The following is a 12,558-nucleotide window of genomic DNA, read 5'->3' on the forward strand; positions in this document are numbered from 1 at the left end:
GCGCGCGGGCTGTGACAGCCTGTTACAGCTTGCGCAGATGGCAACACTTGCTTACGCCCGGCGGCGCGGCGGCTTGGTAAGGTAGCGGGACTGTTTCACGCAACCTTCTTTCTGCCAACACCGGGAATTGACATGGATACGCATCTGATGATCGGCATCGCCGTGATGATGGGCCTGATCGGCATCGCGGCATCGCGCGATCTGCTGCGCATGCGCCGCGCGCAGCTGCAGCCCGTGACGCTGCGCGTGCGCCGCGACGACGCGCGCATGCACTAAACCCGCAGGCGCATTCGCCTCGCTAGATGTCCACCACCTTGTCCCATGCAAAGGCCGGATTCTCCGGCTGCCCCGTGCGGCGGTCGCGATAGCCGCGCGGATTGCACACCACGCGCGTGCCGTTGACCGTGTAGTCGAAGCACGTATGCGTATGGCCATGTATCCATAGCGCGACAGGCGCGCGCACGAGCGCGTCGAGATCGCTCACGAATCCCGCCGACACCCGATCTTCCGCATAGCGCGGCGCAAGGCTTTGCCTGTGCGGCGCGTGGTGCGTCACCACGATCGTCTCGCCCGCGAAGGGCTTCGCGAGTTCCGCTTCGAGCCACGCGCGCGAACGCGCATGGAGCGCAAGCGAGTCGGCTGGCGTGAAGTCGCGCGCCAGCGCTTGCGGGCTATCGGGCCAGGACACCTGGATCAAGCCGCGAAAGTCGAGCATCACGCGCATCGCGGCCGCAATGGCGGCTTCGCGCGCGGCGTCGTCGGCGCCAAAGAGCGCGAAGTCCGCCCACAGCGTCGTGCCGAGCACGCGGAAGCGGCCCGCCGGATCGACATACACGCCGTCGTTGAGGAAATGCACGTTGTCGAGCGTGGCGGCGGCGTCGCGCATCGCCGTTTCCAGCGCGCCGAGATCGCCGTCGTAGTACTCGTGATTGCCGGGCACGTACACCACCGGCACCTGCGGATCGAACGTCTCCGCCGCCCAACGCAAACCGAGTCCGTGATTGTGGATGTCGCCCGCAAGCACGACGAGATCGGCCTGCGCATGCGGGATCGTGACGGGCTCGTCCTGCTCGAGATGCAGGTCGGACAGCACGCGGATCTTCAGCGGGGTTTTCACCGGGTCTTTCACCGAGTCTTTCACCGGGTCTTCCACGATTCTCGCTCCTTCGATCAGGGCAGCACTTTCCCCGGATTCATCAGGTTCAACGGATCGAGCGCGGTCTTGATCGCACGCATGAGCGCAATTTCGACCTCGCTCTTGTAGTGCATGTTCTCGTCGATCTTCAACTGCCCGAGCCCGTGTTCGGCGCTGATCGTGCCGCGATGGCGGTCCACGCTGTCGTAGACGATACGGTTGAGCGTTTTCTCGTTTTCGGCGAGGAAGCGCTTCGGGTCGCCGCCTTCGGGCGCCTGCACGTTGTAATGCAGATTGCCGTCGCCGAGATGGCCGAACGTGACCATGCGCGCGCCGGGCACCGTGCGGGCAATCTCGGCGTCGGTTTCCTCGATGAAATGGCCGATGCGCGAGATCGGCACGCCGATATCGTGCTTGATGTTCAACCCTTCCTGCGCCTGCGCGAGCGGAATGTGCTCGCGGATATTCCAGAACGCCTGCGACTGCGCGAGGCTTTCGGCGACCACGGCGTCTTCCACGAGACCTTGTTCGAGCGCGTCTTCCATGAGCCGCTCGAAGAGTGCGCGTGCGTGTTCCTCGCTTTCGTTATCCGAGAGTTCGAGCAGCACGACCTGTTCGTGATGCTCCGCGAACGGATAACGCATTTGCGGGAAATGACGGCCGACGAGCTGCATGCAGAAGTCCGACATCAGCTCGAAGCCCGTGAGCAGCGGTCCGGCGTAGCGCTGCGCGAGCGCGAGGAAGTCGAGCGCCGCGTGCGCCGAGCCGAGCGCGGCGAGCGCGGTGACGCGCGCGGCCGGCAGCGGATGCAGCTTCATCACGGCGGCGGTGATGATGCCGAGCGTGCCCTCCGCACCAATGAAGAGATCGCGCAGATCGTAGCCGGTGTTGTCCTTGCGCAGCCCGCGCAGGCCGTCCCAGATCTCGCCTTGTGGCGTGACGACTTCGAGGCCGAGGCACAGCTCGCGCGTGTTGCCGTAGCGCAGCACGCCGGTGCCGCCGGCGTTGGTCGACAGATTGCCGCCGATCGTGCAGCTGCCTTCGGCAGCAAGCGACAGCGGGAAGAGGCGGCCCGCATCCTTCGCGCGCGCCTGGACTTCAGCGAGGATCACGCCGGCTTCGACGGTGATCGTGTTGTTGTGCGCGTCGATTTCGCGCACGCGGTTCAGTCGGCGCAGGCTCAGCACGGCCTGGCTGCCGCTCGCGTCGGGCGTTGCGCCGCCCGCGAGACCCGTGTTGCCGCCCTGCGGTACGAGCGCGACACGATGCGCGTGCGCGAGCTTCACGACAGCGGCCACTTCCTGCGCGTTGGCCGGGCACAGCACGGCGAAGGCCGCGCCCTGGTAGCGGCGGCGCCAGTCGGCGAGGTAGGGCGCGGTGTCGTGCGCGTCGGTCAGTACGTTTTGCGCGCCGATGGCGGCGGCGCAGGCGTCGAGAAAGGCTGGGCTGGCGGTCGGGGTGGAGTCGGTCATGGTGTCTCGGAGTGTCGCGCCTGCGCTGGGCTGGCGCGCGGCACGATTGTCGTGAAGCTCAAACGCCTAGTGTGACACGGCGATAGCCTTCACGCAGCGTGCGCGGTGGCGAGAGCCGCTCAGGCCGACTCGCGCTTCGCGGACTTTGCGGCAGGTTTTGCAGCACGTTTCGCGGCACGCTTGTACGGCGCGACATAGGCAAGCGCGCACGCGAAGAAGCCGAGCGAAAGTGCGACTTCCACCCAGCCGAGCCGGTTGCCGGGCGCGGGATCGGTCATGCCGCGCACGATGCCCTCCGCGAAGTAGAGCAGCACGAGCATCGCCGCCCATTGCAGCGTGTAGAGCCTGCGTCGCAGCACGCCGGGCAGCGCAATGGCGAGCGGCACCGCCTTGAGCACGAGCGCGCTGCCGCCCGGGCGCAGTGGCGCGAGCCGCCATTCCCACGCGATGCACAGCAGCGTGAGCGCGGCGAGCATCGCAAAGGCGCCGAGCGCGACGCCGCGACGCTGGGCGATGGGCTCGGTGACGCTCTCCGCGCTGGCATTCACGGCCGCTGGCCCGGCTCAGTGGCGGCGAGCGCGAGCGCCGCGCGCGCAAGCCGTACGCCCAGCGCGCTCGCGAGCGTCTTCTCGTCGGCGCTCAAGCCGTGGCCGCGCGCGTCGTGGCGCGCGTGATGCGAGGCGCCGTAGGGCGTGCCGCCGCCCTGCGTAGTCGTGAGCGCGCTTTCGGTGTAAGGGATGCCCACGAGCAGCATGCCGTGATGGAGCAGCGGCAACATCATCGAGAGCAGCGTGCTTTCCTGGCCGCCGTGCAGGCTGCCCGTCGACGTGAACACGCACGCGGGCTTGCCCGCGAGCGCGCCCGAAAGCCACTGGGGCGTCGTGCCGTCGAGAAAGTACTTGAGCGGCGCGGCCATATTGCCAAAGCGCGTGGGCGAGCCGAGTGCGAGACCCGCGCATTCCTCGAGGTCGCGCAGTTCGACGTAGGGCGGCCCGTCGGAGGGGATATCGGGCGCGGTGGCCTCGCAGACCGTCGAGACGGGTGGCACCGTGCGCACGCGCGCCTCGGCGCCGGGAACACTGTCGATACCCTGGGCAATTGCGCGCGCGAGCTCGCGGGTTGCGCCATGTCGACTGTAGTAGAGCACAAGAATCGGTTTCATCGGGCCTCGTCGGTGGACGGGATATTATAGGGGTTGGGTTTGCCGCCGCCGCGCGGCAGTCAAAGTGTTCACGGTGGCGAGGAAGACGGGCCAATGGATGTGCTGTCGACAGTGAAGATCGATCTGGACATCGTGAAGCGGCTCGCTCGCTTCGCGGCGCGGCGCAGCCGCGAAGATCGCATTCCGCAGGTCGCGGGCAGCCTCACGTTCACCACGCTGCTCTCGCTCGTGCCGCTCGCCACGGTCGCATTCGCGCTCTTCACCGCGTTCCCGATCTTCGCGTCGTTCCAGAATTCGCTGCAGGCTTTTCTCGCCGACCACCTCATGCCGGCGCAGATCAACAGCCAGATCTTCAAGTACCTGAACCAGTTCGCCTCGAAGGCCAAGGGCCTCACGACAATGGGCATGATCGTGCTCTTCGTCACGTCGGTCATGACCATGATGACCGTGGAGTCGGCCTTCAACCTGATCTGGCGCGTGCGCAAGGCGCGGCCGTTCGCGCAGCGCGTGCTCGTTTATTGGGCCATCCTCACGCTCGGGCCGATCCTGATCGGCGTGAGCCTGTCGATCTCTTCCTACGTGTTCACGCGTTCCGCTGTGATCGCGACCGAGCAGCACGTTTCGGTCATTCTCGACTGGATGCTCTTCGGCGCTTCGCTGCCGCTCACGGCGCTCGCGTTCGCGATGCTCTATGTGTACCTGCCGAACTGCCGCGTGCAGTGGCGCGACGCGCTGGTGGGCGGCATCGCCGCGGCGATTGCGTTCGAGGCGGCCAAGCGCGGCTTCGGCTACTACGTGCGGCGCATTCCGACCTATACGGCCGTTTATGGCGCGTTCGCGGCCGCGCCGATGTTCCTGCTTTGGATGTACCTGAGCTGGTTCATCACGCTCGTGGGCGCGATGATCACCTCGGCGTTGCCCGAAATCCGCACCGGGCGCTTCGACCGGCCGCGCTTTCCGGGCAGCGATCTGCTCGATGCGCTCGAACTGCTGGCGGGCCTCGCCGAAGCGCGGGAAGCGGGCGAGCCGGGCCGCACGACCGAGCAACTCGCGCAACTGCTGCGGCGCGACCTGGCCACGGTCACACGCCTGATCAACGGTCTCGAAGAAGATGAACTCGTGGGGCGTCTCGAACAGGACGACCGCGCGAAAACGCTGTTCCTGCTGATCGGCAATCCCGCGCGCATCACGGTGGCGCGCATCTTCGACCGCTTCGCGATCGATCGCGAGGAACTGGCGTATCAGCTCAAGTCGAGCAGCATCGACGCGCCCATGCTGCTAGGCGCGCTCGACAACGACAGGCTGTCAATTTCACTCGCGTCGCTGATTGCGACGCGGCGTTTCCCGGCGCTAACGGAAGAGCACGCGCCGGTGCTCCCGCACCCGGCGGCGTGACGGTACGGCGCGCCTGCGAGAGGCGCGCCACCGCATCCGATCGCGATCAGAGAGAGATCTTGCCGCGGCAGATATCCGCGAACATGACCCAGTCGCCCATCAGGCTGTAGATGGGGTGACGGAAGGTGGCCGGGCGGTTCTTCTCGAACTTGAAATGTCCGACCCACGCGAAGCCGTAGCCGCACACGATGGCAAGCGGCAGCCAGAGCCAGTTGCCCGTGGCGATCGCCATGCAGACGAAGCCGATCACGCCGAGCGACCCGATGAAATGCAGCCGCCGCGAAACGGGATGGCTATGCTCGCTCAGGTAGAACGGATAGAACTCCGCGAAGCTCGAAAAATGCTCGGTATGCGTGGTGGGTTGCATTGTCTCCTCCTTTCTGCGTGGGCCGCAGGGGATGGTTGATTCGGCCATTTTCCGGCGTTCCGAACGACCGTGCAACCAGGGCAGGCGTCTAAATCTCAGCCGTTGCCCACGCGCGGCACCTGCTGCGTTGCAAAAGCGTAGAGCGCGTCGAGCGTTGCATCGGGCTGCTCGGTCATCAGCGCGTGGCCCGCGTCCAGCGTGACGGTGTCCACCGGCGAGCCGGCTTGCGCGAAGGCGTCGGCGAGGGCGCGCGCCGCGCGTGGGGGCGTCATCGCGTCGCGTTTGCCGACGATCAGGCGCACCGGGCAGCGCACCTTCGCTGCACTAGCGAGGCCATCCGCGTAAGCGTTGCACGCCGCGAAATCGGTGTGGAAAAGCTGCGTTTCGCCGCGCGCGGCGACACGCTCCATCAGCCGCTGGTTCATGCCGCGCAGCCAGAAACCGGGCCCGGGGCTCGACGGCTTGGCGGCAAGCGTCGAGTGCGACCACGCGTTGACGAGCGCGATCGCCTCCGGCTCGCGCTCTCGCGCGGCTTCGAGCAAGGTGGGCGCGACCGTCATCGGAAACGCGGTGGCGAGCAGGGCGATGCGCTGCGCGCGCTCAGGATGGCGGGCCGCGAATTCGAGCGCGATGAGCGAGCCCATGCTGTGGCCGGCGACGAAGGCCTGCGGCGCGTTCACCGCGTCGAGCAGCGCAGCCACCCAGTCGGCGAGCGCGCCGATGCTCGTGAGCGCCGGGCCCGCGCTGCGCAGGTGGCCGGGCAGATCGACGGCCAGCGCATTGAAGCCGTGGTTCGCGAAATAGCGTGATTGCAGCCCCCAGACGCTATGGTCGTGCTGCGCGCCGTGGACGAACACCGCGAACGGCAGCGCGGGGTCGATCGCGCGTGAGGCCGTGTAGGCATAGACCGGCTTGCCGGCGACATCGACGATCATGACGCCTCCTTGCCGGCGGCCTTGGCCTTCGACGCTTGCGCTTTCTGCGACGCCTTCAGCGCGCGCTTGAGGTCGTCGACCAGGTCGGCGGGGTCTTCGAGCCCGATCGAGAGCCGGATCGTGCCTTCTGCGATGCCGGCGGCGGCCAGCGCCGCGGCGTCCATGCGGAAATGCGTGGTCGAGGCAGGGTGGATCACGAGCGAGCGCGCGTCGCCGACGTTGGCCAGGTGCGAGAACAGCGTGAGCGATTCGATGAAGCGCTTGCCTGCCTCGCGTGCCCCGCGCAAGTTGAAGCTGAACACGGCGCCCGCGCCGCGCGGCAGCAGACGTTTGGCCAGCGTGTAATCGGGATGGCTCGGCAGTTCGGGCCACGCAACCGATTCGACCGCCTCGTGCGCAGCGAGAAATTCGACGATGCGCCGCGCGTTCGCCACATGCCGTTCCATGCGCAGCGGCAGCGTTTCGATGCCTTGCAGCAACTGCCAGGCGGCCTGCGGATGCAGGCACGCGCCGAAGTCGCGCAGGCCCTCGCGGCGCGCGCGCAGCAGGAACGGCGCGACCGTGCTTTCCTCGCTGAACACCATGTCGTGAAAGCCCGCGTAGGGCTCGGTGAGTTCGGGAAAGCGGCCCGACGCTTCAAAGTCGAACGTGCCGCCATCCACGAGCACGCCGCCGATCGTCGTGCCATGGCCCCCGAGGAACTTGGTGGCCGAGTGATAGACGAAATCCGCGCCATGCTCGAAGGGGCGCAGCAGGTAAGGCGTGGTGAACGTCGAATCGACGAGGAGCGGCACGCCGTGCTCGTGCGCGATGTGCGCGACGGCTTCGATGTCGAGTACGTCCAGGCCCGGATTGCCGAGCGTTTCGCCGAACAGCAGGCGCGTGTTGGGCCGCAGCGCCGCGCGCCAGGCGTCGAGGTCGCCGGGCTTCACGAAGGTCGTCTCGATGCCGAAGCGCTTGAGCGTGTAGTGCAGCAGGTTGTGCGAGCCGCCGTAAAGCGCCGCCGAGGCGACGATGTGCGAGCCCGCGCCCATCAGCGTGGCGATCGCGAGATGCAGCGCCGCCTGGCCGCTCGCGGTGCCGATCGCGCCCGCGCCGCCTTCGAGCGCGGCCACGCGCTCTTCGAACACAGCGACGGTCGGGTTCGAGATGCGCGAATACACGTGGCCCGCCCGCTCCATGTTGAAGAGCGCGGCGGCGTGGTCGGTGTCGCGAAACGAGAACGAGGTGGTGAGGTAGATCGGCGTCGCGCGGGCGCCGGTGGCGGGGTCGGGCGCTGCGCCGGCATGCAGCGCGAGCGTGTCGAAACGGCTATCGGGATTCGATGACATCGTGGCGGCGCGGCCGGCGCGAACCGACCTGGTGTCGAGGGTGAAGGGCATCGTAACACCGGCGGCGGGGCGCGGGGACGCCCGGCCAGGCGTTTTTCGGGCCCGATGGAGGGCCGCCCGCGTGTCTGCCCGCGAGGCCGCGCGGGCGGCCAGTCTTGCGCCGGAAAACCTTTCGCCACGGGTTTCGGCAGACGTTTCGGAGCGCCGTGGACCGCCCGCCGCGCGGCTTTCCTTTTAACAATCTTTCCGCTAGGATCGAATGAGGTAGGCATCTTTTCAGCATTTCCCCCATTACTAGCGGCATTCCTGGAGACACATCATGCGTGTCAGCGACATCCTCAAGGTGAAGGGCAATACGCTCTTCACCGTCACGCCCGATACTGCGCTGCACGAGGCAGTCAACACCATGGCCGAGCACGATATCGGCTCGCTCGTCGTCATGGAGTACGGCGATCTGGTCGGCATGCTCACGTTCCGCGAGATCATCCTTACGCTGCGCGCGAACGGCGGCAGCGTCGGCACCACGACGATCCGCAAGGTCATGGACGATCATCCGATCACCTGCACGCCGGAAACCGAGGTCGACGAAGTGCGCCGCATGATGCTCGAGCATCACGTGCGCTATCTGCCGGTCATGGAAAGCCGCTCGCTCATGGGCGTGATCTCGTTCTACGACGTGGCGAAGGCCGTGGTGGAAGCGCAGGGCTTCGAAAACAAGCTGCTCAAGGCCTATATTCGCGACTGGCCGGAAGAGGAACGCCAGCCGGCGCGCTGAGCGCAGCCGTCCTTCCGTCCAACGCCTGGGTTGGTCAGCATGAAAAAGCGCGCGTCAGGCGCGCTTTTTCGCGTCTGGGCCTCACGAATTCCGTCAGTGCGACTCCTACTCGATGAACGATAGACCGATGCCAGCGGCGCAGCGCGACAAGCGCAAAGCGCACCATGAGGGTGATCACGCATCGCAATTCACGCTGCTGCGCCAGCGCCGTTTCGCGCCGTTTTTCTGGACACAGTTCCTTGGGGCGATGAACGACAACGTGTTCAAGATCGGCTTTACGTCGCTCGTCACGTATCAGGCTGCGCGGTTTTCCGGCGTCGATCCGAAGACGGTCGCGTTTCTGATCTCGGCCATTTTCATTTTGCCGTTCGTGCTGTTTTCCGCGACCTCGGGCCAGGTCGCCGACAAGTACGACAAGGCGATGCTCACGCGCTGGGTCAAGACCTTCGAGATCGCGGTCATGCTGATCGGCGCGGCCGGTTTCTGGATGCACAGCGCGCCGCTGCTGTATGCGTGCACGTTCCTGATGGGCGTGCATTCCACGGTGTTCGGGCCGGTCAAGTACGCGTACCTCCCGCAGCGGCTCACGCCCGAAGAACTGGTTGGCGGCAACGGGCTCGTCGAGATGGGCACGTTCGTCGCGATTCTGCTTGGCACGATCGTGGGCGGCGTGGCGGCGGGTATCGGGGCGATGGATCCCGCGTCCGCGCATGCCGACGCTGGGCCGCCGCTTGGCGCATGGTGGCTCGGCGGCATGTGCATCGTCATCGCGCTCGTGGGGCGGGTGGCCTCGGCTTTCGTGCCGCCGTGCGAGCCGTCGCAGCCGGATCTGCGCATCAACTGGAACCCGTTTTCCGAAACCTGGCGCAACCTGCGCCTCGCCCACGGAAACCGCACCGTGTTTCTGAGCCTGCTCGGCATCTCGTGGCTCTGGTTTGTCGGCGCGACGTTTCTGGCGTCGTTCTTCAATTTCGCCAAAGATGTGATGTCGGCCGATCCCGACGTCGTGACCGTGCTGCTCGCGATGTTCTCGCTTGGCATCGGCTCGGGGTCGCTGCTGTGCGAGCGGCTCTCGCGGCGGCGCATCGAGGTGGGCCTCGTGCCGCTTGGCTCGATCGGGATCAGCGTGTTCGGCATCGATCTCTTCTTTGCGAGCCATGCGTTGCCGGCCGCTTCGCATCTGCTTTCGGTGGGCGAATTCCTGCGCACTGCCGCGCACTGGCGCGTGCTCGCCGACCTGTTCCTGCTCGCCATGTTCGGCGGCTTCTACAGCGTGCCGCTCTACGCGCTGATCCAGAGCCGCAGCGCGCCCAGCCACCGCGCCCGCATCATCGCCGCGAACAACATCCTCAATTCGCTCTTCATGATCGTCTCGGCGCTCATGGCGATGGCGCTCACGTCCGCAGGCGTCGGCATTCCGGGCATTTTCCTCACCACGGCGCTGCTCAATATCGTCGTGGCGGCGTACATCTACACGCTCGTGCCCGAATTCCTGCTGCGTTTCGTGGCGTGGGTGCTCGTGCACACGGTCTACCGCGTGCGGCTCGTGCACACCGAACGTATACCGGCCGAGGGCGCGGCGGTGCTCGTCTGCAACCACGTGAGTTATGTCGATGCGATCGTGATCATGGCCGAGAGCCCGCGGCCGATCCGCTTCGTGATGGATCAGCAGATCTTCCGTTCGCCGTTCTTCGGCTGGGTGTTCCGTCACGCCAAGGCCATTCCGATTGCGCCCGCTCACGAAGATCCGGCTGCGCTTGCCGCTGCCTATGACGCGTGCGCGGCTGCGCTGGCCGAGGGCGATCTTGTCTGCATTTTTCCGGAAGGCAAGCTCACGCGCACGGGCGACATGAACCCGTTCCGCCACGGCGTGACCGAGATCTTGCGGCGCACGCCGGTGCCCGTCGTGCCGTTGGCGTTGCGCGGGCTGTGGGGCAGCGCGTTCTCGCGCTTTCCGGCATCCGGGCAGGACCGGCCGCTACGACGGGGTTTGACGAGCCGTTTGACGCTCGCGGTGGGCGAGCCGATCGCGGCGGCGGACGCCACGCTCGAGCGCTTGCAGGAGACGGTGGCGGAGCTGCGCGGCGCGCGGCGCTGACGCAAGGGGCATGCGGGGCACGCGGGGCGGCAGGCTGTGCCGCCCAAACCGGCGTCGCGCCGCCTTTTCGCCCAACCGCGCGGTCGGGCGTCGCCGCGCGCGGGCTGGCATAATGCTGGATTCCCCGATTCACTTTGGACGACCGCCATGTCCGGCAACACGCTCGGTACGCTTTTCACCGTCACCACTTTCGGCGAATCCCACGGTCCGGCCATTGGCTGCGTCATCGACGGCTGCCCGCCCGGCCTGGCGCTCACCGAAGCCGATATCCAGATCGACCTGGACCGCCGCCGCCCTGGCACGTCGCGTCACGTGACGCAGCGCCAGGAAGAGGACAAGGTCGAGATTCTCTCGGGCGTGTTCGAAGGGCGCACAACGGGCACGCCTATCGCGCTCCTGATCCGCAACACCGATCAGCGCAGCAAGGACTACGGCAACATCGTCGAGACCTTCCGTCCCGGTCACGCCGACTACACCTACTGGCAGAAGTACGGCATTCGCGACTATCGCGGCGGCGGCCGTTCGTCGGCGCGCCTCACCGCGCCCACCGTCGCGGCGGGCGCGGTGGCGAAGAAGTGGCTGCGCGAGCGCTTTGGCGTGGAAGTGCGCGGCTACATGCGCGCGCTCGGCGAGATCGACGTGCCGTTCGTGAGCTGGGAGCACGTGCACGAGAATCCGTTCTTCGTGCCGAACGCCGACGTCGTGCCGCAGCTCGAGGACTACATGGACGCGTTGCGCAAGGACGGCGACTCGATCGGTGCGCGCGTGAACGTGGTGGCGAGCGGCGTGCCGGTGGGTTGGGGCGAACCGCTGTTCGACCGGCTCGACGCCGACATCGCGCACGCCATGATGGGTATCAACGCGGTGAAGGGCGTGGAGATCGGCGCGGGTTTCGCGAGCGTCGCGCAGCGCGGCTCGGTGCACGGCGACGAGCTCACGCCGAACGGCTTTCACGGCAACCACGCTGGCGGCGTGCTCGGCGGCATTTCGACGGGGCAGGACATCACCGTGTCGATCGCCATCAAGCCGACCTCGAGCATCCGCACGCCGCGCCGCTCGATCGACAAGGCGGGCGACCCCGCGACGGTCGAGACCTTTGGCCGCCACGACCCGTGCGTGGGCATTCGCGCGACGCCGATCGCCGAGGCCATGCTCGCGCTGGTGCTGATCGATCACGCGCTGCGCCACCGCGCGCAGAATGCCGACGTCGTCGTGACGACGCCGAAGATCGCGGCAAGCGACGAGTGATGTTTGCCCGTGCGGCGCGAGCCGCACTCGTTGCGCGAGCAACAAAAAAGCCGCTTCAGGCTCACACCTGAAGCGGCTTTTTTTCGCTTGCCGAACTTACATGTTCGGATAGTTCGGACCGCCGCCACCTTCCGGCGTGACCCACACGATGTTCTGCGTCGGGTCCTTGATGTCGCAGGTCTTGCAGTGCACGCAGTTCTGCGCGTTGATCTGCAGACGGTCGCTGCCGTCGTCGTTCTTCATGAACTCGTACACCGCGGCCGGGCAGAAGCGCGCTTCGGGGCCCGCGTAGGTGCGCAGGTTCACGTTCACGGGCACGCTTGCGTCCTTGAGCGTCAGGTGCGCGGGCTGATTCTCTTCGTGGTTCGTGTTCGAGATGAACACCGAGGAGAGCCGGTCGAACGTGAGCTTGCCGTCGGGCTTCGGATACTCGATCGGTTTGCATTGCGAAGCGGGCTTGAGCATCTCGTGATCGCGGTGCTGGTGATGCAGCGTCCACGGCACGTTGCCGCCCAGCAGCTTCTGCTCGATGCCGACCATCAGCGTGCCGAGATACAGGCCCTTGCTCATCCACTGCTTGAAGTTGCGCGCCTTGTACAGCTCGGTGTGGAGCCACGACTGCTTGAACGCTTCCGGGTAG

The 12,558-nt window shown here is 66.6% G+C and carries 13 protein-coding genes; 5 read left to right on the forward strand and 8 right to left on the reverse strand.

The window, feature by feature from the left end; translation table 11 throughout:
• Window positions 1–132 precede the first annotated feature (132 nt).
• Entirely contained in the window at window positions 133–276 is a 144-nt protein-coding gene (locus U5A58_RS36295) for a hypothetical protein (protein ID WP_199272076.1), read from the forward strand.
• A 22-nt stretch (window positions 277–298) separates the two neighbouring features.
• Here U5A58_RS36295 and U5A58_RS36300 read toward each other — a convergent pair whose 3' ends face one another.
• From U5A58_RS36300 to wrbA, 4 genes are all read right to left on the reverse strand, one after another.
• Window positions 299–1,105: a metallophosphoesterase gene (locus U5A58_RS36300; protein WP_321964977.1), complete on the reverse strand. Its 807-nt coding sequence runs from the start codon at window positions 1,103–1,105 to the stop codon at window positions 299–301.
• 65 nt (window positions 1,106–1,170) lie between these two features.
• Window positions 1,171–2,607 carry an FAD-binding oxidoreductase gene (locus U5A58_RS36305; RefSeq protein WP_321964973.1) on the reverse strand — a complete coding sequence of 479 codons (1,437 nt, stop codon included), beginning with the start codon at window positions 2,605–2,607 and terminating at the stop codon, window positions 1,171–1,173.
• Between the two features lie 119 nt (window positions 2,608–2,726).
• A complete protein-coding gene (locus U5A58_RS36310) occupies window positions 2,727–3,083 on the reverse strand; it encodes a DUF2069 domain-containing protein (RefSeq protein WP_321909214.1) in 357 nt (118 codons plus the stop codon).
• Window positions 3,084–3,151: 68 nt separating this feature from the next.
• Entirely contained in the window at window positions 3,152–3,769 is a 618-nt protein-coding gene (gene wrbA, locus U5A58_RS36315; RefSeq protein WP_321964974.1) for an NAD(P)H:quinone oxidoreductase, read from the reverse strand.
• Window positions 3,770–3,862: 93 nt separating this feature from the next.
• Between wrbA and U5A58_RS36320 the strand changes: the two genes are divergently transcribed.
• A complete protein-coding gene (locus tag U5A58_RS36320; protein WP_321909112.1) occupies window positions 3,863–5,164 on the forward strand; it encodes a YihY family inner membrane protein in 1,302 nt (433 codons plus the stop codon).
• A gap of 46 nt (window positions 5,165–5,210) precedes the next feature.
• On the opposite strand, the gene U5A58_RS36325 is transcribed toward U5A58_RS36320, so the two are convergent.
• The 3 genes from U5A58_RS36325 to U5A58_RS36335 all read right to left on the reverse strand — a co-directional run bounded on the left by U5A58_RS36325 (window position 5,211) and on the right by U5A58_RS36335 (window position 7,797).
• Window positions 5,211–5,531, reverse strand: coding sequence for an Mpo1-like protein (locus U5A58_RS36325; protein WP_158757479.1), 321 nt, complete (start codon window positions 5,529–5,531; stop codon window positions 5,211–5,213).
• 95 nt (window positions 5,532–5,626) lie between these two features.
• Window positions 5,627–6,466, reverse strand: a complete 840-nt coding sequence (locus U5A58_RS36330; protein WP_321964975.1) for an alpha/beta hydrolase — start codon at window positions 6,464–6,466, stop codon at window positions 5,627–5,629.
• Entirely contained in the window at window positions 6,463–7,797 is a 1,335-nt protein-coding gene (locus U5A58_RS36335) for an O-acetylhomoserine aminocarboxypropyltransferase (RefSeq protein WP_321909213.1), read from the reverse strand. Before U5A58_RS36335 ends, U5A58_RS36330 begins: the two co-directional genes overlap by 4 nt.
• 319 nt (window positions 7,798–8,116) lie before the next feature.
• Between U5A58_RS36335 and U5A58_RS36340 the strand changes: the two genes are divergently transcribed.
• The 3 genes from U5A58_RS36340 to aroC all read left to right on the forward strand — a co-directional run bounded on the left by U5A58_RS36340 (window position 8,117) and on the right by aroC (window position 11,918).
• Window positions 8,117–8,572 (forward strand): CBS domain-containing protein, encoded by a 456-nt coding sequence (locus U5A58_RS36340; RefSeq protein ID WP_028214657.1) that lies wholly within the window; start codon window positions 8,117–8,119, stop codon window positions 8,570–8,572.
• A 112-nt stretch (window positions 8,573–8,684) separates the two neighbouring features.
• Window positions 8,685–10,670, forward strand: a complete 1,986-nt coding sequence (locus U5A58_RS36345) for an MFS transporter (RefSeq protein WP_321909109.1) — start codon at window positions 8,685–8,687, stop codon at window positions 10,668–10,670.
• Window positions 10,671–10,817: 147 nt separating this feature from the next.
• Window positions 10,818–11,918: a chorismate synthase gene (gene aroC, locus U5A58_RS36350; RefSeq protein WP_321909107.1), complete on the forward strand. Its 1,101-nt coding sequence runs from the start codon at window positions 10,818–10,820 to the stop codon at window positions 11,916–11,918.
• Between the two features lie 96 nt (window positions 11,919–12,014).
• Here the strand turns inward: aroC and U5A58_RS36355 are convergent.
• Window positions 12,015–12,558: 4Fe-4S dicluster domain-containing protein (locus tag U5A58_RS36355; protein WP_321964976.1), on the reverse strand; the 544-nt coding region annotated here is incomplete at its 5' end.

Origin of the sequence: Paraburkholderia sp. J7 (assembly GCF_905220155.1) — a bacterium.
In the GTDB taxonomy this organism is placed as follows: Bacteria; Pseudomonadota; Gammaproteobacteria; order Burkholderiales; family Burkholderiaceae; genus Paraburkholderia.

Coding starts and splice junctions, on each gene's coding strand:
- U5A58_RS36295 (WP_199272076.1), top strand. CDS start 133: ATGGATACGCATCTGATGATCGGCATCGCCGTGATGATGGGCCTGATC.
- U5A58_RS36305 (WP_321964973.1), bottom strand. CDS start 2,607: ATGACCGACTCCACCCCGACCGCCAGCCCAGCCTTTCTCGACGCCTGC.
- U5A58_RS36310 (WP_321909214.1), bottom strand. CDS start 3,083: ATGCTCGCCGCGCTCACGCTGCTGTGCATCGCGTGGGAATGGCGGCTC.
- wrbA (WP_321964974.1), bottom strand. CDS start 3,769: ATGAAACCGATTCTTGTGCTCTACTACAGTCGACATGGCGCAACCCGC.
- U5A58_RS36320 (WP_321909112.1), top strand. CDS start 3,863: ATGGATGTGCTGTCGACAGTGAAGATCGATCTGGACATCGTGAAGCGG.
- U5A58_RS36325 (WP_158757479.1), bottom strand. CDS start 5,531: ATGCAACCCACCACGCATACCGAGCATTTTTCGAGCTTCGCGGAGTTC.
- U5A58_RS36330 (WP_321964975.1), bottom strand. CDS start 6,466: ATGATCGTCGATGTCGCCGGCAAGCCGGTCTATGCCTACACGGCCTCA.
- U5A58_RS36335 (WP_321909213.1), bottom strand. CDS start 7,797: ATGTCATCGAATCCCGATAGCCGTTTCGACACGCTCGCGCTGCATGCC.
- U5A58_RS36340 (WP_028214657.1), top strand. CDS start 8,117: ATGCGTGTCAGCGACATCCTCAAGGTGAAGGGCAATACGCTCTTCACC.
- U5A58_RS36345 (WP_321909109.1), top strand. CDS start 8,685: ATGAACGATAGACCGATGCCAGCGGCGCAGCGCGACAAGCGCAAAGCG.
- aroC (WP_321909107.1), top strand. CDS start 10,818: ATGTCCGGCAACACGCTCGGTACGCTTTTCACCGTCACCACTTTCGGC.